At 71.8% G+C, this 20,087-nt stretch carries 17 protein-coding genes and 1 pseudogene; 10 read left to right on the top strand and 8 right to left on the bottom strand.

From position 1 onward, the window contains the following. Positions 1-420 precede the first annotated feature (420 nt). The 3 genes from FB465_RS06730 (at position 421) to FB465_RS06720 (ending at position 6,535) form a co-directional block, all read left to right on the top strand. Positions 421-2,388: a beta-galactosidase gene (locus FB465_RS06730; RefSeq protein ID WP_170290513.1), complete on the top strand. Its 1,968-nt coding sequence runs from the start codon at positions 421-423 to the stop codon at positions 2,386-2,388. A 21-nt stretch (positions 2,389-2,409) separates the two neighbouring features. Then, positions 2,410-4,752 (top strand): glycosyl hydrolase family 95 catalytic domain-containing protein, encoded by a 2,343-nt coding sequence (locus tag FB465_RS06725; RefSeq protein ID WP_145788479.1) that lies wholly within the window; start codon positions 2,410-2,412, stop codon positions 4,750-4,752. 109 nt (positions 4,753-4,861) lie between these two features. After that, positions 4,862-6,535 carry a purple acid phosphatase family protein gene (locus FB465_RS06720; RefSeq protein ID WP_145788477.1) on the top strand — a complete coding sequence of 558 codons (1,674 nt, stop codon included), beginning with the start codon at positions 4,862-4,864 and terminating at the stop codon, positions 6,533-6,535. A 53-nt stretch (positions 6,536-6,588) separates the two neighbouring features. On the opposite strand, the gene FB465_RS06715 is transcribed toward FB465_RS06720, so the two are convergent. Continuing rightward, positions 6,589-7,074 carry a peroxiredoxin gene (locus FB465_RS06715; RefSeq protein WP_145788475.1) on the bottom strand — a complete coding sequence of 162 codons (486 nt, stop codon included), beginning with the start codon at positions 7,072-7,074 and terminating at the stop codon, positions 6,589-6,591. An 81-nt stretch (positions 7,075-7,155) separates the two neighbouring features. Between FB465_RS06715 and FB465_RS06710 the strand changes: the two genes are divergently transcribed. Next, a complete protein-coding gene (locus FB465_RS06710) occupies positions 7,156-7,488 on the top strand; it encodes a YnfA family protein (protein ID WP_145788473.1) in 333 nt (110 codons plus the stop codon). An 81-nt stretch (positions 7,489-7,569) separates the two neighbouring features. Next, a complete protein-coding gene (locus tag FB465_RS06705) occupies positions 7,570-8,451 on the top strand; it encodes a GNAT family N-acetyltransferase (RefSeq protein ID WP_145788471.1) in 882 nt (293 codons plus the stop codon). 13 nt (positions 8,452-8,464) lie between these two features. Here FB465_RS06705 and FB465_RS06700 read toward each other — a convergent pair whose 3' ends face one another. After that, a complete protein-coding gene (locus FB465_RS06700) occupies positions 8,465-9,676 on the bottom strand; it encodes a pyridoxal phosphate-dependent aminotransferase (protein WP_145788469.1) in 1,212 nt (403 codons plus the stop codon). Positions 9,677-9,774: 98 nt separating this feature from the next. On the opposite strand from FB465_RS06700, the pseudogene FB465_RS06695 reads away from it, so the two are divergent. Together FB465_RS06695 and FB465_RS06690 are read left to right on the top strand one after the other, a co-directional pair. Further along, positions 9,775-10,128, top strand: a pseudogene (locus FB465_RS06695) (winged helix-turn-helix transcriptional regulator); the annotation flags it as partial. Between the two features lie 62 nt (positions 10,129-10,190). After that, the gene (locus tag FB465_RS06690; RefSeq protein ID WP_145788465.1) at positions 10,191-10,667 is read left to right on the top strand and encodes a DUF3291 domain-containing protein; all 477 of its coding nucleotides are present in this window, start codon (positions 10,191-10,193) and stop codon (positions 10,665-10,667) included. Here the strand turns inward: FB465_RS06690 and FB465_RS06685 are convergent. Together FB465_RS06685 and serS are read right to left on the bottom strand one after the other, a co-directional pair. Further along, a complete protein-coding gene (locus FB465_RS06685; protein WP_145788463.1) occupies positions 10,618-11,421 on the bottom strand; it encodes a nucleotidyltransferase domain-containing protein in 804 nt (267 codons plus the stop codon). The genes FB465_RS06690 and FB465_RS06685 overlap by 50 nt on opposite strands. A 94-nt stretch (positions 11,422-11,515) precedes the next feature. After that, complete coding sequence (gene serS / locus FB465_RS06680; protein ID WP_145788461.1) at positions 11,516-12,817, bottom strand: serine--tRNA ligase; 1,302 nt, start codon at positions 12,815-12,817, stop codon at positions 11,516-11,518. Positions 12,818-13,298: 481 nt separating this feature from the next. On the opposite strand from serS, the gene FB465_RS06675 reads away from it, so the two are divergent. Beyond that, positions 13,299-14,096 carry an SGNH/GDSL hydrolase family protein gene (locus tag FB465_RS06675; protein ID WP_145788459.1) on the top strand — a complete coding sequence of 266 codons (798 nt, stop codon included), beginning with the start codon at positions 13,299-13,301 and terminating at the stop codon, positions 14,094-14,096. 7 nt (positions 14,097-14,103) lie between these two features. Here the strand turns inward: FB465_RS06675 and FB465_RS06670 are convergent, their stop codons facing one another. Continuing rightward, positions 14,104-14,478 carry a cupin domain-containing protein gene (locus tag FB465_RS06670; RefSeq protein WP_145788457.1) on the bottom strand — a complete coding sequence of 125 codons (375 nt, stop codon included), beginning with the start codon at positions 14,476-14,478 and terminating at the stop codon, positions 14,104-14,106. A 91-nt stretch (positions 14,479-14,569) separates the two neighbouring features. Between FB465_RS06670 and FB465_RS06665 the strand changes: the two genes are divergently transcribed. Next, the gene (locus FB465_RS06665; RefSeq protein WP_145788455.1) at positions 14,570-15,022 is read left to right on the top strand and encodes a MarR family winged helix-turn-helix transcriptional regulator; all 453 of its coding nucleotides are present in this window, start codon (positions 14,570-14,572) and stop codon (positions 15,020-15,022) included. A 55-nt stretch (positions 15,023-15,077) separates the two neighbouring features. Here the strand turns inward: FB465_RS06665 and FB465_RS06660 are convergent, their stop codons facing one another. Both FB465_RS06660 and FB465_RS06655 read right to left on the bottom strand, forming a co-directional pair. Next, positions 15,078-15,464, bottom strand: coding sequence for a PPOX class F420-dependent oxidoreductase (locus FB465_RS06660; protein WP_145788452.1), 387 nt, complete (start codon positions 15,462-15,464; stop codon positions 15,078-15,080). A 45-nt stretch (positions 15,465-15,509) separates the two neighbouring features. Further along, positions 15,510-16,823 carry a glycosyltransferase family 87 protein gene (locus FB465_RS06655; RefSeq protein WP_145788450.1) on the bottom strand — a complete coding sequence of 438 codons (1,314 nt, stop codon included), beginning with the start codon at positions 16,821-16,823 and terminating at the stop codon, positions 15,510-15,512. Between the two features lie 209 nt (positions 16,824-17,032). Between FB465_RS06655 and FB465_RS06650 the strand changes: the two genes are divergently transcribed. After that, complete coding sequence (locus tag FB465_RS06650) at positions 17,033-19,423, top strand: Tex family protein (protein ID WP_211785952.1); 2,391 nt, start codon at positions 17,033-17,035, stop codon at positions 19,421-19,423. A 50-nt stretch (positions 19,424-19,473) separates the two neighbouring features. On the opposite strand, the gene FB465_RS06645 is transcribed toward FB465_RS06650, so the two are convergent. After that, a complete protein-coding gene (locus FB465_RS06645; RefSeq protein ID WP_145788446.1) occupies positions 19,474-20,040 on the bottom strand; it encodes an NUDIX domain-containing protein in 567 nt (188 codons plus the stop codon). Between the last annotated feature and the right edge of the window lie 47 nt (positions 20,041-20,087).

The following is a 20,087-nucleotide window of genomic DNA, read 5'->3' as shown; positions in this document are numbered from 1 at the left end:
TTTCCGGGCAATCCGGCTGGTCCGGACCAGTGTCACGGTCGCGGTGCAGCCTGTCCCGAACTGGCCGAAAGCCGTGTGTTGTCGTCAAGTCCTGAACTGTGAAGCTCGTGCAAACCCTTGTGCGGCGACGCCTCCTGGCCTAGCCTCGGCGCCACGTTGAAGCGCTTCGACAGCACGGACCGGACATCTGCACCACCCGCACCGTCGTTCTCACCGACCCCACAGCCGACGGCCGGGCGCCGCCCGCTCCCGACCTGACGCACCTGCACACGACGAAGGGCGCACCCCATACGGACCGAGGTCGGCCGTGCCGGCCCTGATCCCGGTGGTCTGCGTGTACCCGTTCGTCCAGAAGCACTTCCAGAAGGGCATGCTGATCGGCGCCGTCAAGGGCTGAGCAGCCGTCAGTGACCGCCGTCAATGACCAAGGAGCAACGCGTGCCTTCCCTTGCCGATGTGACCCGCGGCCGGATCCTGTTCGGCGGCGACTACAACCCCGAGCAGTGGCCCGAGGAGGTCTGGCCGGAGGACGTCCGGCTGATGCGGGAGGCCGGCGTCACCACGGTGACGGTCGGCGTCTTCTCCTGGGCGATGCTCGAACCGACACCCGGTGCACGGGAGTTCAGCTGGCTGCGGCGTCTCCTCGACCTGCTGCACGAGGGCGGCATCGAGGTCTGCCTGGCCACCCCGACGGCCTCCCCGCCGCCCTGGCTCGGTGAGCGGTATCCCGGCACGCTGCCCGTCACCGCCGACGGCACCACCCTGTGGTGGGGCTCGCGCAACCAGTGGTGCCCGTCCTCCGCCGACTACCGGGTGCACGCCCTCGCCCTGGTCGAGGACCTGGCCGCCGAGTTCGGCCACCACCAGGCCGTGCGGATGTGGCACATCTCCAACGAGTACGGCCCGGTCTGCCACTGCGAGGAGAGCGCCGAGCGCTTCCGGGCCTGGCTGCACAAGCGCTACGAGAGCCTGGACGCGCTCAACGCCGCCTGGGGAACGGCGTTCTGGAGCCAGCGGCACGCCGACTGGTCCACCGTGATCCCGCCGCGCAGCGCGCCGTACATCCCCAACCCGGCCCAGGTACTGGACTTTCAGCGGTTCAGCTCCGACGTCCTGCTGGAGTGCTTCACCGCCGAGCGTGACCTGCTCCGCCGCCACACCCCGCACCTGCCGGTCACCACCAACTTCATGACCCTCTACAAGCACGTCGACTGCTGGTCCTTCGCGAAGGAGGAGGACGTCGTCTCACTCGACAGCTACCCGGACCCGGGCGACCCGCGCGCCATGGTCCGGTCCTCGCTCGGGCAGGACATGACCCGCTCCCAGGCGGGCGGGCCGTGGATGCAGATGGAGATGGCGGCAGGCTCGGTCAACTGGCGTGGCGTCAACCGCGCCAAGCCGGCCGACCGGCTTCGGCTGGAGGCCCTGCAGGCGGTGGCCCGGGGCGCCGACGCGCTCTGCTTCTTCCAGTGGCGGGCATCCCGTGCGGGCGCCGAGAAGTTCCACTCCGCGCTGCTCCCGCACGCCGGTGCCGACACCCCGCACCACCGGGCCGTACGAGCACTCGGCCGCGAACTCGGCCTGATCGCCGAGGTGGTCGGGGCGAAGGTCGAGGCCGAGGTCGCGGTCGTCTTCGACTGGCCCAGCTGGTGGGCACTGGAGCAGCGCGGGCGCCTCTCCGACCGGGTCGACCTCGAGCCGATCGCGCTGGGCTGGCACGGCGCGCTCTGGGACGCCCACCTGACCGCCGACTACGTCCACCCGGAGGCCGACCTCAGCCGGTACCGGATGGTCGTGGTGCCCAACCTCTACCTGGCCTCCGACCGTGCGGTGCAGAACCTCACCGGCTTCGTACGGGCCGGCGGCACACTGGTCAGCGGCTTCTTCACCGGCGTCGCCGACGAGACCGACACCATCCGGCCCGGCGGTGTGGACGAGCGGCTGTGCGAGGTGCTCGGAGTCCATCCGCTGGAGTGGCGGCCTCTCGACGAGCCAGTCCCGCTGGGGGACGCCTCCACCGGGACGCTGTGGAGCGAGGAACTCGCCCTCGCCGAGGGCACCGAGACCCTGGCCACCCTGGCCGACGGCACCCCGGTGGTCACCCGCAACGGCACGGCGTACTACCTCTCCACCCTCCCCTCACCGGAGTATCTGCAGCGCCTGCTGGCCTCCGCCGCCCGTGCGGCGGGCGTGCAACCCGCCCTGCCCGGCCTCCCCGAGCAGGTGGAGGCCGTCCGCCGGGGCCCGTTGCTCTTCGTGCTCAACCACGGCTCCCAGCCCGCCGTCGTGCCGCTGCCTGCCGCCCACCATGAGCTGCTCACCGACCGTGCCGTGTCGGGCGACCTGGTTCTCCCGCCGCGCGACGCCGCTGTCCTCCGCCCACTCTGACCACCCCACAGGACGGTCCCCATGCCTCCGGCTGCCACCCCCACCCATGGCATCCACGACACCGCCCCCGCCACCCGCTGGGAGGACGCCTACCTCGGCGGCAACGGCCGCCACGGCGCCCTGGTGCACGGCCGAACGGAGGACGAGGCGGTGGTGATCACCCACCACGACCTGGTGTTCCCGGGCGCCGGCCCCGCCGTGGAGCCTCCGCACCTGGCCCCCGAACTCGCAGCGACCCAGGACGAGTTGCTGGCCGGGGACCAGGACGCCGCGGTCCGCCGCTTCGGGGGTGACTGGGAGCCGCGGCACGTCCAGCCCTTCCACCCCGGCTTCGCCGTCCGGCTGCGGCGAGCGGCGGCCGGGCCGGCCGAGGAGTACCGGCGCAGCCTCGACTTCCGTACCGGCGTCGCCACCGCCGCCTGGCGCGAAGGGGACGGGGAGTGGCGCACCGAGTGTTTCGTCTCCCGGGCCGACGACGTGGTCGTCCACCTGCTGACCGCTCCGGCGGAGGCCGTGGCCGAGGTCGAGATCAGCCTCGACGGGCGGCTGCCCGGCGCGCCGGAGAGCCTGCGGGCAGCCGTACGCTCCGTCTACCGCCCGGCCGAGGTCGCGGGCCCCGCCGAGCTGCCGCGTGACACCGCCCTGCTGCGGCTGCGGGCCCGCTACCCCGACAGCGAGTACGGCTACCGGGGCGCCACCCGGATCATCGCGCCGGGTGGGACGGTCCGCTGCGACGGCCCCCGGGTGTACGTCAGCGGCGCCCGCCAGGTGCTGCTGCTGACCCGGACGGCGCGCGGCACGGTAGGCGGCCCGGCCTCCGAGCTGAACCGGCTCGACACCGGTATGTACGCCCTGCCCGACGACTACCCGACGCTGCTGGAGCGCCATCTCGCCCTGCACCGCGAGGCGTACGACCGCGTGACCCTGGACCTCGGCGCCGACCCGGCCGACCGCGAGCTGCCGGTGGCCGAGCTGCTCGCCCGCCAGGCGGCCGACCCCGCCGCCCTGCAACTCGCGCTGCTGGAAGCGCTGTTCGCCGGCGGCCGCTACCACCTGCTGTCCGCCTCCGGGCACCGTCCGCCCCGGCTCTGCGGCCTGTGGGCGGGTGACTGGGACACCGCCTGGGGCGGCGCGTTCACCACCAACGCCAACCTCAACCTGCAGATCGCCTCGGCCGCCGCCGGTGCCCTGCCCGAGGCCTCGCTCGCGCTGGCCGAGCTGGCGCTCGGTCAGCTGGAGGACTGGCGGACCAACGCCCGACGGCTCTTCGGCACCCGGGGGGTCGTCGCCCCCGCCCACACCGACGGCACCAACGGCCTCCAGTACCACTTCAACCACAGCTGGGCCCACCACCTCTGGACGGCCGGTGCGGACTGGCTGCTGCAGCCGCTCGTCGAGTACGCCGAGACCTCCGGCGACACCGCCTTCCTGCGGGAGCGGCTGCTCCCGGCACTGATCGAAGTGGCGCAGTTCTACGAGGACTTCCTCACCCGGACCGGGCCGGACGGGCGGCTGGTCGTCGTCCCCTCCTACTCGCCGGAGAACCACCCGGGCGACCTGGCGAGCGGCCGAAGGCTGCCCGCCGCGGCCTCGGTGAACGCGACCATGGACATCGCCGCCGCCCGGCACGCCCTGACCACGGCCGCCGCTCTGGTGGACAGGACGCGCGCCGAGCGCTGGCGCAACCTCGCCCAGCGCCTCCCCGACTACCTGGTCAACCCGGACGGCGCACTCGCCGAGTGGGCCTGGCCCGGCTACCGCGACTCCTACGACCACCGGCACGTCAGCCACCTCTACCCCGTCTGGCCGCTGGACGAGATCACCCCCGAGGACACCCCCGAGCTCGCCGAGGCGGCCCGGACGGCGCTGCTGCTGCGCGGCGACGAGAACCACTCCGGCCACGGCCATCTGCACCGGGCGCTGGCCGCCGCCCGGCTGGACGACGCGGGCCTGCTCGGGCGACAGCTGGCCCAACTGCTGCTCCGGGACTTCTACTTCCGCTCCCTGATGAGCAGCCACTACCCCGATCGCAACGTCTACAACGCCGACGTCGCCCACGGCCTGCCCGCCGTGCTGATCGAGATGCTGGTCCGCTCCCGCCCGGCGAGCGGGAACCGCCCGGCCCGGATCACCGTCCTCCCCGCGCTGCCCGCCGCCCTCGCGCGGGGCAGTCTGCGCGGCGTACGGACCAGGTCCGGTGCCGTGGTCGAGGAACTCTCCTGGGACGCCGGGCAGGTCGCGGTGGTGCTCCGCTCGGCCACCGACCAGCGGGTCGAGCTGCGGATCGCGCCGCTGCACAAGCGCGAGGGCGAGCTCCTGGAGCTGACCGCCGGTCAGGCCCGAAGGCTGGTGGTGGGCCTGTAGGTCCTTTACGAACATATGGCCGAAACTTACTGGGCGGGAGACCGACACGACGACGGCTGTTCACCGAACGTCCGTGTGCGCGCCATCCGCCGCTGCGAATCTCCCCGGCATGGATATCCCACGCATGGGCGTGCCCGAGAAGCTCGCCGACCGTATGAGCATGGCCGAGCAGCACGAGTACCTGCGCAGCAAGTTCTCCCGCCGCAAGGCGCTGCGCTCCGGCGCGATCACCGTGGGCGCGCTGGCCGTCGGCGGCGTGCTCGGGACGGGCACCGCCTCGGCCGCTCCGGCCACCCCGGCTCCGGCCACCAAGTCGGCCACCGACGGCATCGACGGCTCGCTGGTCGCCCCGATCGGCCGTCACCTGGCGTTCGGCGCCGAGCCGGACACCCAGTTCCGGATCTCCTGGCAGGTGCCGGCCCCGGTCAAGAAGCCCTTCCTGCGCTTCGGCAAGCACCCGTGGGCCCTCAGCCACAAGATCGAGGCGGAGGTGCGCGCCCTGCACACCCCCGCACTCACGCCGACCGGCACCCCGGTCGACCAGTACTACCTGCACGTCTCGCTGGACGACCTGCACCCCGACACCACGTACTACTACGGTGTCGGCCACGAGGGCTTCGACCCGGCCTCGCAGCAGGCGATCTCCACCCTCAGCACCTTCCGCACCGCGCCCGCGCGCGACTGGCGCTGGGGCCGCCCGTACGAGCCGTTCACCTTCACCGCCTTCGGTGACCAGGGCGTCAGCGCGCACGCGGCCGGCAACGACCACGTGATCCTGGCCCAGAAGCCGTCCTTCCACCTGCACGCCGGCGACATCTGCTACGCCGATCCGTGGGGCCAGGGCCAGGACGCCGACAAGGCCGCGTACAACGCCACCACCTGGGACGCCTTCCTGGCGCAGACCGAGACGGTCTCCTCGAAGATCCCGTGGATGGTCTCCTACGGCAACCACGACATGGAGGCCTGGTACTCGCACAACGGGTACGGCGGCGACTCCGCCCGCTTCTTCCTCCCGGACAACGGCCCGGACCCGCGCACCGCCCCCGGCGTCTACTCCTTCAAGTACGGCAACGTCGGCGTCATCTCCCTGGACGCCAACGACGTCTCGTACGAGATCCCCGCCAACCTGGGCATCACGGCGGGCAAGCAGACCACCTGGCTGGACCGGAAGCTCCGCGAGCTGCGCGAGGACGACACCGTCGACTTCATCGTGGTGTTCTTCCACCACTGCGCCTTCTCGACCACCAAGGCCCACGCCTCCGAGGGCGGCGTCCGCGAGGCCTGGGTGCCGCTGTTCGAGAAGTACCGCGTCGACCTGGTGATCAACGGTCACAACCACGTCTACGAGCGCACCGACGCGATCCTCGGCAACAAGGTCTCCAAGGCCGTGCCGAGCGGCGAGACCATCGAGCCGGCCAAGGACGGCATCGTGTACGTGACGGCGGGCGCGGCCGGCCGCAGCCTGTACAGCTTCGACGCCCCCGACACCTACGAGGGCCACGAGCACCGGGTCGAGTCCATCGACACGTACCACTTCGGCAAGGGCCAGGTGAAGGTCACCGAGACCGTCGAGTGGTCCCGGGTCCGCTACACCGGCTACTCCTTCATCAAGGTGGACGTGACCCCGGCGTACCCGGGCCGCAAGTCCTCGATGAAGGTCACCGCGCTGGCCGAGGACGGCACGCAGATCGACCACTACACGATCCTGCGCAAGGCCGGCGAGTGCTGGGACGGCGACGAGGACGACAACGACGGCTGGGACTGGGGCTGGGGCCGCCGCTGACCCGCGAAAGAAGCCCGGGCCCGTACCGCGCCGGCGGTACGGGCCCGTTGCCGTCAGCTCTTGAGCGCGGCCAGCTGTTCGGCCAGGGTGTCGCTGTGCTGGAAGGTCAGGCCCGCGAGCGCCACGTGCTTCCAGCGGACCGTGCCGTCGCCGTCCAGGATGAACACCGACCTGCGGAGCCCGAGGCCCGGCACCGCGATCCCGTACGCCTTGGCGACCGAGCGGTCCGTGTCGGCGAGCAGGGGGAAGGCCAGGCGGTGCTTACGGGCGAAGCGCTCGTGGCTGTCGAGGTCCTGCGGGCTGATGCCCCAGACCGTCGCGCCCAGGTCCTTGAACCGGTCGAGGTCCGAGGTGTACGAGCAGAGCTGCTTGGTGCACACGGCGGTGTCGTCGCCGGGGTAGAAGACAAGCACCAGCGGGCCGTCTCCCTTGACGTCGGCGAGCCGGTACTCGCGCCGGTCGGCGGAGTCGTCGGTGAGCAGCAGACCGGGCAGGGTGAAGTCGGGGGCCTGGGTGCCGACCTCGGGGGGCTTGGGCATCGGGCTTCCTTTCGCGGAGGTGCCCCGATGTTACTGCCCGGTCGCCTGGCCCGGGCCCGCCGCGTTCTAAGCTCTGGGGCCATGACCGTCCTGCGTTCCGTCCTGCTCTTCCTGCTCGCCGCCGTCCTCGAGATCGGCGGTGCCTGGCTGGTCTGGCAGGGGACGAGGGAGAGCCGGGGCTGGGCCTGGATCGGCGCGGGGGTGGTCGCTCTCGGCGCGTACGGCTTCGTGGCGACGCTCCAGGCGGACTCGCACTTCGGGCGCATCCTCGCCGCGTACGGCGGTGTGTTCGTGGCCGGCTCGCTCGCCTGGGGCATGGCCCTGGACGGTTACCGGCCGGACCGCTACGACGTCATCGGCGCGCTGATCTGCCTGGCCGGCGTCGGCGTCATCATGTACGCCCCCCGGCGATAACCGGTTGCCGCCGGTACGGCGGGGCGACTACGGTCCCCACGCCGTGCCGTTCCGTCGGTGCCCTCTCGCTCCGGAGTCGTCTTGCCGATCCGTCTCACCCCGCTGTCCGATCCCGACCGCGGCCCGTCCGGCCACCGCCTGGCCTGGCTGGCGTCCGACGACACGGGCATCCCGGTGGGGTCCGCGTTCCTCCGGGTCTTCACCCGGGCCGGGCAGGACCACCTCGCCGAGCTCGAACTCCACGTCCACCCCGCCGAGCGCCGCAGCGGCACCGGTTCCCGCTTGCTGGAGGCGGCGGTGGCCGCCGCCGGGGAGGAGCGCCGACGCTGCGTCATCGCCCAGGCGGAGGCAGGATCGCCGGGGGAGGGCTTCCTCCGGGCCAGGGGATTCCGCCGGGTGCTCGGCCTCACCTACGCCCGGCTGGCACTGGCGGAGGCAGACCTCGGCGCGCTCTCCGAGATCGTCGCGCAGCCGCACGCCGGCTACCGGCTGGCCTGGTGGGACGGCACCGTCCCCGAGGAGCTCGCCCAGACCTTCACCGCGTCCCGCCGGGCCATGGACGACATGCCGATGGACGACACCGACTACGGCACGGTGATCTGGGACGTCGAGCGGGTCCGGGCGGCGGCGGAGGCCGTGGCCAAGCGCGGCGACCTCCTGCACACCGTGGTCGCGGTCGACGAGTCGGACGGCTCGATCGCCGGGTTCACCGAGCTGGTCGTGCCGGGCGACGGCAAGGGCGACGCCCAGCACTACGGCACCGGCGTGCTCCCCGAACACCGCGGCCACGGCCTCGCCCGCTGGATGAAGGCCGAGTCGATCCGCCAGGCCCGCGAGCGCCACCCCGAACTCGGCGGCCTGCTGGCCGACACCGCCGACAGCAACACCTACATGCGCGGCATCAACGACGCCCTCGGCTACCGGCCCACCCACCGGACGGTCGAGTACCAGGTCGACCTCTGATGCTGAGCCGCGGTCACTGCCGGTAGGTCGTCAGGAAGCGGCCGATGCGGCTGATGGCCGTCTCCAGGTCGTCGGCCCGGGGGAGGGTGACGAACCGGAAGTGGTCGGGGCGGGGCCAGTTGAAGCCGGTGCCCTGGACGATGTGGATCTTCTCGCGGAGCAGCAGGTCCAGGACGAACTGCTCGTCGTCGACGATCCGGTGGACGGCCGGGTCCAGCTTTGCGAAGGCGTAGAGGGCGCCCTTGGGCTTGACGCAGCTGACGCCCGGCAGCTCGTTGAGCGCGCGCCAGGTGACGTCGCGCTGCTCGGTGAGGCGGCCGTTCGGCAGGGTGAGGTCGTGGATGCTCTGGTGGCCGCCGAGGGCCGCCTGAACGGCGTACTGGGCCGGGACGTTGGGGCACAGGCGCATGCCCGCGAGCATGGTGAGCCCCTCCAGGTAGTCCTTGGCGTGCTGCTTGGGGCCGGAGACCACCAGCCAGCCGCTGCGGAAGCCGGCCACCCGGTAGGCCTTGGAGAGGCCGTTGAAGGTCAGCGTCACCACGTCGTCGGAGAGGGCGGCGAGGCAGTGGTGCTCGACGCCGTCGTAGAGGATCTTGTCGTAGATCTCGTCGGCGAGCACCATCAGGCCGTGCCGGCGGGCGAGTTCGAGGATGCCCTCCAGGAGCTCCTTCGGGTAGACCGCGCCGGTCGGGTTGTTGGGGTTGATGACGACGATGGCCTTGGTGCGGTCGGTGATCTTCGAGGCGATGTCGTCGAGGTCGGGGTACCACTCCGCCTCCTCGTCGCACAGGTAGTGCACCGCCTTGCCGCCGGCCAGCCGGACGACCGCCGTCCAGAGCGGGAAGTCCGGTGCGGGGACGAGTACTTCGTCGCCGTCGTCGACCAGCGCCTGGACGGCCATCTGGATCAGCTCGGAGGCCCCGTTGCCCAGGTAGACGTCATTGACCGTGACCCCGGCGACGCCGCGCTGCTGGTAGTACTGCACCACCGCCCGGCGGGCGGGCAGGATGCCGCGCGAGTCGCTGTAGCCGTGCGCGTTGGGGAGGTTGCGGATGATGTCCTGGAGGATCTCCTCCGGCGCCTCGAAGCCGAACGGGGCCGGGTTGCCGGTGTTCAGCCGGAGCACGCTGTGCCCGGCCTCCTCCAGTGCGTTCGCCTGGTCGACCACCGGGCCGCGGATCTCGTAGCACACGCCCGTCAGCTTGCTGGACTGCCGAAACTCCATCTGCGGCCTCCCGACCGTCACACCGCACCATCGTCTGGTTGCTTTGTTCTACCAAGTAACCACTTGGAAAGTCCAACCTTTTGGCTATGCTGATCCACATGTCACGCCGAAGCTACGACCAGTACTGCGCCGTCGCCCGCGCCCTGGACGCGGTGGGTGAGCGCTGGAGTCTCCTGATCGTCCGCGAACTCCTGGGCGGCCCGCGCCGCTACACCGACCTGCACGCCGACCTGCCCGGCGTCAGCACCGACATCCTCGCGACCCGGCTCAAGCAGCTGGAGGGCGAGGGCCTGGTCGTCCGCCGCAAGCTCGAGCGGCCCGCGAACGCCACGGTGTACCAGCTGACCGAGCGCGGGCTGACGCTCCGTCAGGTGGTCGACGCCCTCGGTACCTGGGGTCTGGACGCGCTCGGCGAACCCCGCCCCACCGATGCCGTGCGCGAGCACTGGTTCACCGACCGAGGGGCGCTGGAAAGGCAGCTTTGAACGAGGATCGTCCGACTATCGTCTGAGGCATGACGACTTCCGCCGGACACCAGCTCGCCCAGGTCAACATAGCCCGACTGCTCGCCCCGATCGACAGTCCGCAGCTGGCCGGCTTCGTCGCCGCCCTGGACCCGGTCAACGCCCTTGCGGACCGGGCGGACGGCTTCGTCTGGCGGCTCGTCGAGGGCGAGAGCGGGAACGCCACCGCGCTGCGGATCTTCGGGGACGACTGGATGCTCGTCAACATGTCCGTCTGGCGTGACCCGGCGGCGCTGGAGGCCTACGTCTACAGCGAGGAGCACCGTGCGGTGCTGCGCCGCCGCCGCGAGTGGTTCGAGAAGCCGGCCGAGGCGATGACCGCCCTGTGGTGGGTCCCGGCCGGCCACCGGCCCACGGGGGCGGAGGCCGAGCAGCGCCTCGTCACCCTGCGGTCCAAGGGCCCGACGGCGGAGGCCTTCACGCTCCGCGAGACCTTCCCGGCGCCGGACGCGCGGTCGGGGAGCTGACGTCTGTTCCGTCTGTCACGACCTGCTCGATCGCGAGCCTGAGAAAGGTGAGGGCCAGCTCCGCGCGGCGGGCGATCCACTGAGGCGAGGCCGGGCCGGGGGCGCCGTAACGGCGCTGCCTGATGTCGTCCACGACCTCTGCGGGGGCGCCCAGTTGGGTGAGTACGTCCAGCGCTTCGGCCTTGGTGATCAGCCTGCCGTCCTGCATGGTCACCGTCGCTCTGGCCAGGGTCAGCAGGCCGAGGTCGACCCAGACGTCGCGGTCCCACCATTCCGGGTGGTCCAGCGACGGCCGCCAGAAGCCCTCCAGGTCCTTGACGACGAACTCGGCGAGCTGCCGGTCGGTCACCCGTGGCAGAAGGGCAATTGGTGCCTCGCCGTACAGAACGAGTCCGAACTCGTGCAGCTCACGCCTGGTGACCGGGGTGACCGGACGGCTCGTGAGCTCCTCATGGGCCCAGGTGAGGTGCGATTGGGCCGGGTCCTGCACCTCCCCGGCAACGGGGTAGCTGCAGTGCAGCTTCGACGCGAGGGGGACGGTGCTTCCCAGGCTCTCGTGCACCTGCTCGAGCCGCTGTTCCTCCGCCGCCGTGCACGGCCGGTCGAGGACGGCGATCAGGTCGAGGTCGCTGCGGCCCGGCTGGTAGTCGCCTCCGGCGAGCGAACCGTGCGCCCACACCGCCACCAGCGGCAGGACCGGCCGGAGGTCGCTGATGAACCGGTCGAGCAGCCGGCTGGTCGCCTCATCCGTCATGGGGAGAGTCTCTCGCACAATGGCCGTTGGGGCAGGATGATCCCCCACGAGTGCCGAGAGTGCGGAGGAACGGAGGCAGCCTGGGCGTCGCCGTTCAGGGCGCCAGCACCTCCGTCCCGAGCCAAGGGCGCAGGACCTCGGGTACCACCACCGTCCCGTCCGGCTGCTGGTGTTGCTCGAGGATCGCCGGCAACAGACGGCTGGTCGCCAGCCCCGAGGCGTTGAGCGTGTGGACGAAGGCTGGCCGGCCCCCGGTGGGGCGGTAGCGGATGTTCCCGCGTCGTGCCTGGTAGTCGCGCGCGTTCGAAACCGAGCTGACCTCGACGTAGGCGTTGATGCTGGGCAGCCAGACCTCCACGTCGAAGGTCTTGGCCATCGCGGCGCTGGTGTCCTCGGCTGCCAGCCGCGTGATCCGGTAGTGCAGGCCCAGGGCCGACACCAGCTGCTCGGCCTTGGCGAGGAGCTCCTCGTGCGCGGCGTCCGAGGCGTCGGGGCGTACGAACTGGAACAGCTCGACCTTGTCGAACTGGTGACCTCGCAGCGTTCCGCGCTCGGTTGCGCGGTACCCGCCGATCTCCTTGCGGTAGCACGGCGAGTACGCGAAGTACTTCCTCGGCAGCTCCTCCTCGCTCAGGGTCTCGTCGCGGTGGAGGTTGACCAGGGCGGTCTCCGAGGTGGGCAGCAGGAACCGTCGTGGTCCGGCCTCGGCCGGCTCTCCGGGCTTCCCCGGCGCTGCGGGCTCGATGGCGAAGACCTCGTCGGCGAACTTGGGGAACTGGCCGGCCGTGTAGCCGGCTTCGTAGGTCAGCAGGTGCGGGGGCAGGACGAACTCGTAGCCGTCGCGCAGATGGGTCTGGACGAAGAAGTTGAGCAGCGCCCATTCGAGCAGCGCGCCGTTGCCGCGGTAGATCCAGTGGCCGCTGCCGCCCAGCTTCACCCCGCGCTCGTAGTCGATGAGCCCCAGGCGCTGGGCGAGTTCGACGTGGTCACCGGCCGGGAACGCGAACTGCGGTGGTGCGCCGACCGAGCGAAGGACCTCGTTGTTCTCCTTACCGCCGGCCACCACGTCGTCGTCGGGAAGGTTGGGCAGCTGGTCCAGGAAGTTCCGCCGGGCGGTGCCCAGTTCGGCGAGCTGGGTCTCCAACTCGTCCAGGTCCACGCCGACGGCCGTCGACCGCACGCGCAGAGCGGTCACGTCCTGGCCGGTGCGCAGAAGCCGGGCGACCTCGGCGGAGCGCTGCTTCCGCTCGGCCCGCAGGTTCTCCACCGCGGTCCGGGTGCGGCGGAACTCTTCGTCGAGCCGCAGGAATTGCGCGAGATCCACCTGGAGCCCTCGCTTGGCCAGGGCGCGCTCGACGAGCTCGGTGTGCTCTCGGATGAGGGTGACGTTCAACATGGCGACGGGTGCTCCGCTCGGTCGATCCGCGATGTGATCCCCAGGGAGCGCGGGCGAGCAGGGGACTCGCGGTGCCACCGCGCCTTCGCCGCCAACACACGGCGGCCTCAGCTTGGCTCGGTCACGGGAGCCGGCCGGCGGGGCATTGGGCCGCAGGGCCGTTCCTCCCCGCACTCGGGAGGGGATTCACCCCGGGGTGCGAGACTGCCTTTCCAGCTGCCGGCAGCTCTCTCGGCTCGCACGATCCCGCGGTTACTCGTCTCCGTCATCGCGTTGCCCCGAGGTTAGGACGGCTCGGTGAGGTCGGCAACGAAATTACGGCGCACGGCGTGGCGGGCGGCCGGGGTGTTCGCATTACCGGCCGGCGGCGGCCGACCGGACCGACCGGACCGACCGGACTCCGACCGGACTCCGAGCGGGCAACCGAAGCCCGGGGGTGGCATTACCGGCCAGTACGTCCTGCACGTACGATCGTCCCGCCATGGACAACACTGCCGCTTCCACCACGTACCGCAGCTACGTCGCCGTCGGGGACTCCTTCACCGAGGGCATGTGCGACGAGCTGCTTCCCGACGGCCAGTACCGGGGCTGGGCCGACCGCGTCGCCGCCGCTCTGGCGGCCGAGTCACCGGGGGAGGAGTTCCGGTACGCCAACCTCGCCGTGCGGGGCAAACTCATCGGCCAGATCCACGGCGAGCAGGTGGACCGGGCCGCCGCCATGGGTGCCGACCTGGTCACGCTGGCCGGCGGGCTGAACGACGTGCTGCGGCCCGGCTGCGACATCGCCCAGGTCAGGGACCTGCTGGGCCGGGCGGCCGGCAGCCTGCTGGCGGGCGGTGGCACCGTGGTGATGTTCACCAGTACCGACCCCACCCGGCGGCTGGCGGGCAGCGCCCGGCTGCTCCCCGCCATCCTGGAGATGAAGGCCTTCGTCGAGGGGCTCGCCAAGGACCACCCCAACGTGGCCGTGGTGGACCTCTTCTCCGCGCCGTGCTTCGACGACCGCCGGCTCTGGGACGAGGACCGGCTGCACCTCTCGCCGGAGGGCCACCGCCGGGTGGCCGAAGCGGTCCTGGAGGCCTTGGGCCGCCCCGCATCCTTCGACTGGCGGGCACCGCTGCCCCCGGCCGCCCCACGCGGCCGCACCGAGCGCCTGCGCGCGGACCTGCGGTGGCTGCGGATCCACCTCGGCCCCTGGATCGGCCGCCGCCTGACGGGCAGGTCGTCCGGCGACGGCCGCCCGCCCAAGCGCGCCGAGCTGCTCCCGTACGAGGGCTGACCGCCGGTCAGCTCGCCCAGGGCGGGGTGATCACCGATCCGTCCGCGAGCACGGCCTGCAGGCCGGTGCTGGTGGTCACCCAGGCCTCGGCGGTCTCCTCGCCCGGGTTGTCGATCTTCAGCGCGGCACCCGCAGGGGCGATCACGGTGTCACCGGGCGCGAGCCGGCTCGGCCGGCCGTCGATGGTGACCACCGGCGTGCCCGCCAGCAGATGCACGATCTCCTCGCGGCTGATGGTGTGCTCCACGCCCTGCGTACCGGCGGGGATCTCGACCCGCCACGCACAGAGCTCGCTGCTGCCGGTGGCGGGGGTGGCGTACGAGACGAACCGTGCGCCGTGGATCTCGTGGACGGTGGCTTCGCCGGACCGGACGACGGGCATGGCATACCTCCAGATGGACAAGTAGATTGACTATATGGTCAAGCAACTTGTCCATCTCGTCAAGGGGGAAAGGGTTTGGCAGACTTCCGGCATGACCGACCCCGACTTCGTCGCCCCGAGCATCCCGCCGCTGATCCTCGGCCTGGCGGCCGACCTGGTCCGCACCATCGACGCGGGCGTGCGCGAGCGCGGCTTCGGCGACGTCCGTCCGGCGCACGGCTTCGCCTTCGCGCGGCTGGCCCCGCACGGGGCGAGCGTCGGGGAGCTGGCAGAGCATCTGGGGGTGACCAAGCAGGCGGCGAGCCAGCTGGTCGAGGAGCTGGTCCGCAAGGGCTATGTGGAGCGGCAGCCGCACCCCGCCGACGCCCGCGCCAGGCTGATCGTGCTGACCGATCGCGGTTGGGCCTGCACCCGGGCCGCCGACGCGGCCGCGGCCGACGCCGTCCGCCCGTGGGCGGCCGCGCTCGGCGAGCGGCGGCTGCGGGAGCTGCGCGACGATCTGGCCAGGCTCGCCCCCACGGGGCAGCTGCGGCCCGTCTGGTGACAGTCCGCCAGGTACGCCAGGTACGCCAGGTACGCCGGCTCCTTCAGGTACGGGCTCAGTTCGCCAGGGTGATCCGGATCGCGATCGTGCCCGCCGTACCGCGCCGCAGGCGGCTGCCGAGCAGGGACAGCCGCCCGATCAGGCCGTACTTGCGCTGAAGCAGCTTGCGGTACTCGGCGGTCGTCGCGGCGTCGCAGATCTCGGCGGTGGCCGTGACCTGTTCGCCGGTGGCCTTCCCCCGGACGTCGCAGGGCCCGACCAGGACGTCCGCCCGGTTGCGGATCCGCTTGACCTTCCAGGAGTCGGCCACCGTCCAGACCCCCAGAGAGCGGTCGTCCCGGACCACCCAGACCGGGGTTGGCACGCCCGTCCCGTCCTTCTTGTAGGTGGTGAGGAGCAGGTACTTCCCGGCGCCGAGCTGCTCGAGCAGCGTCTCATCCATGGCGGGGAGTCTAACGACCACGCCCCCGGCGGGTGTTGTCGTGGATCAGGCGACGCGGATCGGGCCCCGCTGGACCTGCGGAGCCTGCTGCAGCGCGGGGACCGGGGAGACCGTGACGCGCCAGAGGCGGGCCGCGGACCAGAAGGAGGCCGTCAGCAGCAGCCCGTTCCGCACCACGATCACCGCCGTGGCCTTCCAGCCGCCCTGGATCAGCGAGTCGAAGAACAGCGGGTAGTCGATGGTGGTGACGCCGACCGCGAGCAGCAGCAGCAGGGCGACCGGCCGCTGGCAGGAGCCGCGGACCGTCAGGCAGACGGCTGAGAGCCCGATCAGCCAGATCAGGTACTGCGGGCTGATCACCCGGCTGGTCACGGTGAACAACAGGACGGCCGTCAGCGCCGCGTCGTACGGCGTGGCCGCGCTCCACCGCCGCGCGCGGAACCGCCACAGCATCAGCCAGCCGAACGCGGTGGCGGTGAGCAGCAGCGAGGCGCTGGCGATCATGTGGACGTGCGGCCCGAGGAACTCCAGCGAGCCGTAGTGCTGGTTGACGTCCCCCGGCCAGCCGAGCTGGCGGGCGACCTGCAGCACGCTGCCGCCGAGCGACTCGATCTCCACACCGCGGCCCTGCTGGGCGGTCAGGAAGTCGAAGGCCCCCCGGAAGAGGGTGGCCAGGACCAGCAGCAGCGCGGCCGCCGAGGCGCACATCGCCGTCCAGGCCTGGCGGCTGCCGCGCCCGCGCGGGGCACCGAGCACCACCAGCGCCGGCCAGACCTTGACCATCGCGCCGATCCCGGCGAGCGCCCCGCCCGCCCTCGGGCGGCTCGGCAGGAGCAGCAGCGAGGCCATCGCCAGCGCGGTGACCGGCAGGTCGTAGCGCCCGTACGGGAGGCCGAGCATCAGCGGGAGTGCCAGCGCCCACATCCAGGCCCCGGCGGTGGACCGGCCGCGGTGCACGCCGCCGTTGCGCCGCAGCGAGACCCGGACCAGTGCGGCCTGGGTGACGGCGTCGGTGATCAGCATCAGGACGGCGAAGGCCTGCAGGTAGGTCAGGAAGGGCAGCAGGCCGGGCGCCAGCATGGCCAGCGCGGCACCGGGCGGGTACTGCCAGGTGACGTCCCCGACCGGGAAGGTGCCGTCGCGGAGGATCTCGTACCAGTTGAAGTACGTCCGGTGGACCTCGATGGCCTGCTCGGCCTTGCCGGAGCGGAGCATGCCGACCATGACCAGCCGGCTGGCGACCCAGTAGCCCGTCAGGGCGAGCGCCTCGCGGGGCCAGGTGGTGGGCCTGGTCCAGCGGAACGGACCGGCCTGCGGGATGCCCCACTGGGTGACCGGGGTCGGGGCCTGAGCCACCATCGCCTCCACATGAAGGTTTCTGTGTGATCTATCTCATATCAGACAAATCTGGTCAGATGATCACCGCTGAGCTGCGTGTCACCGACCGTCAGCACAACGCGCCACGTGACCCGGAGGACACGGTCACACCTTTCACGGGCCCCGCACCTGCCAGAATGCAGGGCGAAACTCTGAGCTGAACCCAGGAGAAGGTGGCCGGCTTCGTGACCATGCCAGTCGAACGCAAAATCGCCGAAGAGCTGGGCGTCCGCGAAGGGCAGGTGAAGGCGGCCGTCGACCTGCTCGACGGCGGCGCGACCGTCCCCTTCATCGCCCGCTACCGCAAGGAAGCCACCGGCGAACTCGACGACGCCCAGCTCCGCAGTCTGGAGGAGCGGCTGCGCTACCTGCGGGAGCTGGAGGAGCGCCGGGCCGCTGTTCTCGAGTCCATCGAGGCCCAGGGCAAGCTGGACGACACCCTGCGCGCCCAGATCCTGGCCGCGGACTCCAAAGCCCGGCTGGAGGACATCTACCTCCCCTACAAGCCCAAGCGGCGTACGAAGGCGCAGATCGCCCGCGAGGCGGGCCTGGAGCCGCTGGCCGATGCCCTGCTCGCCGATCCCGGGCTCGACCCGCAGGCGGCCGCCTCGGCGTACCTGAACGAGTCCGTCGCCGACCAGGCCGCCGCGCTCGAGGGCGCCCGCGCCATCCTGGTCGAGCGCTTCGGTGAGGACGCCGACCTGGTCGGCACCCTGCGCGAGCGGATGTGGTCGCGCGGCCGCCTGGTCGCCACCGTCCGCGAGGGCAAGGAGCAGGACGGCGCCAAGTTCGCCGACTACTTCGACTTCTCCGAGCCGTACACCAAGCTCCCCTCGCACCGCATCCTGGCCATGCTGCGCGGCGAGAAGGAGGAGGCCCTCGACCTCGAGCTCTCCCCGTACGACGGGACCGAGGGAGACCTGCCGGGCGAGAACGACTACGAGCAGCGGATCGCCGCCCGCTTCGGCATCGCCGACCGGGGCCGCCCGGCCGACAAGTGGCTCGGTGACACCGTCCGCTGGGCCTGGCGCACCCGCATCCTGGTCCGGCTCGGCATCGACCTGCGCACCAGGCTGCGCCAGGAGGCCGAGGACGAGGCCGTCCGGGTCTTCGCCGCCAACCTGCGCGACCTGCTGCTCGCCGCCCCCGCCGGCACCCGCGCCACCATGGGCCTCGACCCCGGCTTCCGTACGGGCGTCAAGGTCGCCGTGGTGGACGCGACCGGCAAGGTGGTCGCCCACGACACGATCTACCCGCACCAGCCGGCCAACAAGTGGGACGCCTCGATCGCCACCCTCGCCGCGCTGGCCGCCAGGCACTCCGTCGACCTGGTCGCGATCGGCAACGGCACCGCCTCCCGCGAGACCGACAAGCTGGCCGAGGACCTGATCAAGCGCCACCCCGAGCTGAAGCTCACCAAGGCGATGGTCTCCGAGGCGGGCGCGTCCGTGTACTCCGCCTCCGCGTACGCCTCCCAGGAGCTGCCGGACCTCAACGTCTCGATCCGCGGGGCCGTCTCCATCGCCCGGCGCCTGCAGGACCCGCTGGCCGAGCTGGTCAAGATCGACCCCAAGTCGATCGGTGTCGGCCAGTACCAGCACGACCTCAGCGAGGTGAAGCTCTCCCGCTCGCTGGACGCGGTGGTCGAGGACTGCGTCAACGCGGTCGGCGTGGACGTCAACACCGCGTCGGCGCCCCTGCTCACCCGGGTCTCCGGCATCACCGCCGGACTCGCCGACAACATCGTGGCGCACCGCGACACCAACGGCCCGTTCCGCACCCGCCGCGCGCTCAAGGACGTCGCCCGGCTCGGCCCGAAGGCCTTCGAGCAGTGCGCGGGCTTCCTGCGGATCCCCGGCGGCGACGACCCGCTGGACGCCTCCAGCGTCCACCCGGAGGCGTACCCGGTGGTGCGGCGCATCCTCTCCGCCACCGGCGGGGACCTGCGCTCGCTGATCGGCAACGGCACCGCCCTCCGCGCGTTGCGGCCCGCCGACTTCGCGGACGACACCTTCGGCATCCCCACCGTCACCGACATCCTCGGCGAGCTGGACAAGCCGGGCCGCGACCCGCGTCCCGCCTTCAAGACCGCCACCTTCAAGGAGGGCGTCGACAAGATCGGCGACCTGGAGGTCGGCATGGTGCTGGAGGGCGTGGTGACCAATGTCGCCGCCTTCGGCGCCTTCGTGGACGTGGGCGTGCACCAGGACGGCCTGGTGCACGTCTCGGCGCTGTCCAAGAACTTCGTCAAGGACCCGCGCGAGGTGGTCAAGCCCGGTGACATCGTCCGGGTCCGGGTCACCTCGGTCGACGTGCCGCGCAAGCGCATCGGCCTGACGCTGCGTCTGGACGACGAGGTCTCACGCCCCGCTGCTAACGGTGGCGAGGGCGGGCGGGACGGCGGTGTCCGACGGGAGGGCGGTGGCCGGCGCGAAGGCGGACCGCGTCCGCCGCGCCAGGACCGGCGCGGTGGTGGTGGTGGCGGCGGTGGTGGCGGTCAGGCGCCGGTCGGCAACAGCGCGATGGCCGACGCGCTGCGCCGGGCCGGTCTGACCGGTGGCGGCAACTCCGGTAGGCGCTGAGGAAGTTGAGGGGGCCGGTGGCGCGTGTGCGCCACCGGCCCATCCCCCGCTCAGCCCCGGGCGCGTGACTCGATGGCCAGGGTGAGCAGTTCGCTCCACCACTCGTCGCGACCGCGCACCAGCAGCCGCCGGGCCTCGTCGGCGGTCATCGCCCGGACCTCGACCACCTGCTCGCCGTCGGCCGGATTGGTGGGCTCCGAGTCCACGGTCACCTCGGCCCAGCCCCACAGCCAGGCCTTCTCCGGGTGCGGCTGCCACGGGCGGTACGGCACCGGACTGTCCGTCACACAGCGGTGCGCCCCGATCCAGACCGGGGGCCCGGCCAGCCGGGCGCCGGCCTCCTCGCGCAGCTCACGGACGAGGCAGGACTCGATGCTCTCCGCGGCCTCGCGGGTGCCGCCCGGGAGGAACCAGTGGCCGCGCGCGTCCCGGCACAGGACCACCTTGTCGTCGGAGAACCCGACCAGGTGGATGTTGGTGATCAGCTCGTCCGGCGGCAGCTCCGCGGAGAACTGCGCGTCGATACCGCCCCAGGCCCAACGCTGGGGGGCGTGCAAGTGCGGGAACCGGGCCGCCAGGTCCGCGAGTTCCCCTGCTCTGTCCGTGGTGTCCGTCATTCAGTGATCGTAGTCCCAGCGATGGGCCGTGAGAGGGTTGACGATCC

This window comes from Kitasatospora atroaurantiaca (assembly GCF_007828955.1).
Lineage (GTDB): Bacteria > Actinomycetota > Actinomycetes > Streptomycetales > Streptomycetaceae > Kitasatospora > Kitasatospora atroaurantiaca.
This window is presented reverse-complemented; position numbering and strand designations above follow the sequence as displayed.

Bases quoted from the DNA above. Each gene is read 5' to 3' on its own strand.
- FB465_RS06715 (WP_145788475.1), bottom strand. From the start codon at position 7,074: ATGCCCAAGCCCCCCGAGGTCGGCACCCAGGCCCCCGACTTCACCCTG.
- FB465_RS06665 (WP_145788455.1), top strand. From the start codon at position 14,570: ATGACCGACCCCGACTTCGTCGCCCCGAGCATCCCGCCGCTGATCCTC.
- FB465_RS06670 (WP_145788457.1), bottom strand. From the start codon at position 14,478: ATGCCCGTCGTCCGGTCCGGCGAAGCCACCGTCCACGAGATCCACGGC.
- FB465_RS06645 (WP_145788446.1), bottom strand. From the start codon at position 20,040: ATGACGGACACCACGGACAGAGCAGGGGAACTCGCGGACCTGGCGGCC.
- FB465_RS06655 (WP_145788450.1), bottom strand. From the start codon at position 16,823: ATGGTGGCTCAGGCCCCGACCCCGGTCACCCAGTGGGGCATCCCGCAG.
- FB465_RS06710 (WP_145788473.1), top strand. From the start codon at position 7,156: ATGACCGTCCTGCGTTCCGTCCTGCTCTTCCTGCTCGCCGCCGTCCTC.
- FB465_RS06650 (WP_211785952.1), top strand. From the start codon at position 17,033: ATGCCAGTCGAACGCAAAATCGCCGAAGAGCTGGGCGTCCGCGAAGGG.
- FB465_RS06720 (WP_145788477.1), top strand. From the start codon at position 4,862: ATGGATATCCCACGCATGGGCGTGCCCGAGAAGCTCGCCGACCGTATG.
- FB465_RS06725 (WP_145788479.1), top strand. From the start codon at position 2,410: ATGCCTCCGGCTGCCACCCCCACCCATGGCATCCACGACACCGCCCCC.
- FB465_RS06685 (WP_145788463.1), bottom strand. From the start codon at position 11,421: ATGACGGATGAGGCGACCAGCCGGCTGCTCGACCGGTTCATCAGCGAC.
- FB465_RS06730 (WP_170290513.1), top strand. From the start codon at position 421: ATGACCAAGGAGCAACGCGTGCCTTCCCTTGCCGATGTGACCCGCGGC.
- FB465_RS06690 (WP_145788465.1), top strand. From the start codon at position 10,191: ATGACGACTTCCGCCGGACACCAGCTCGCCCAGGTCAACATAGCCCGA.
- FB465_RS06675 (WP_145788459.1), top strand. From the start codon at position 13,299: ATGGACAACACTGCCGCTTCCACCACGTACCGCAGCTACGTCGCCGTC.
- serS (WP_145788461.1), bottom strand. From the start codon at position 12,817: ATGTTGAACGTCACCCTCATCCGAGAGCACACCGAGCTCGTCGAGCGC.
- FB465_RS06700 (WP_145788469.1), bottom strand. From the start codon at position 9,676: ATGGAGTTTCGGCAGTCCAGCAAGCTGACGGGCGTGTGCTACGAGATC.
- FB465_RS06660 (WP_145788452.1), bottom strand. From the start codon at position 15,464: ATGGATGAGACGCTGCTCGAGCAGCTCGGCGCCGGGAAGTACCTGCTC.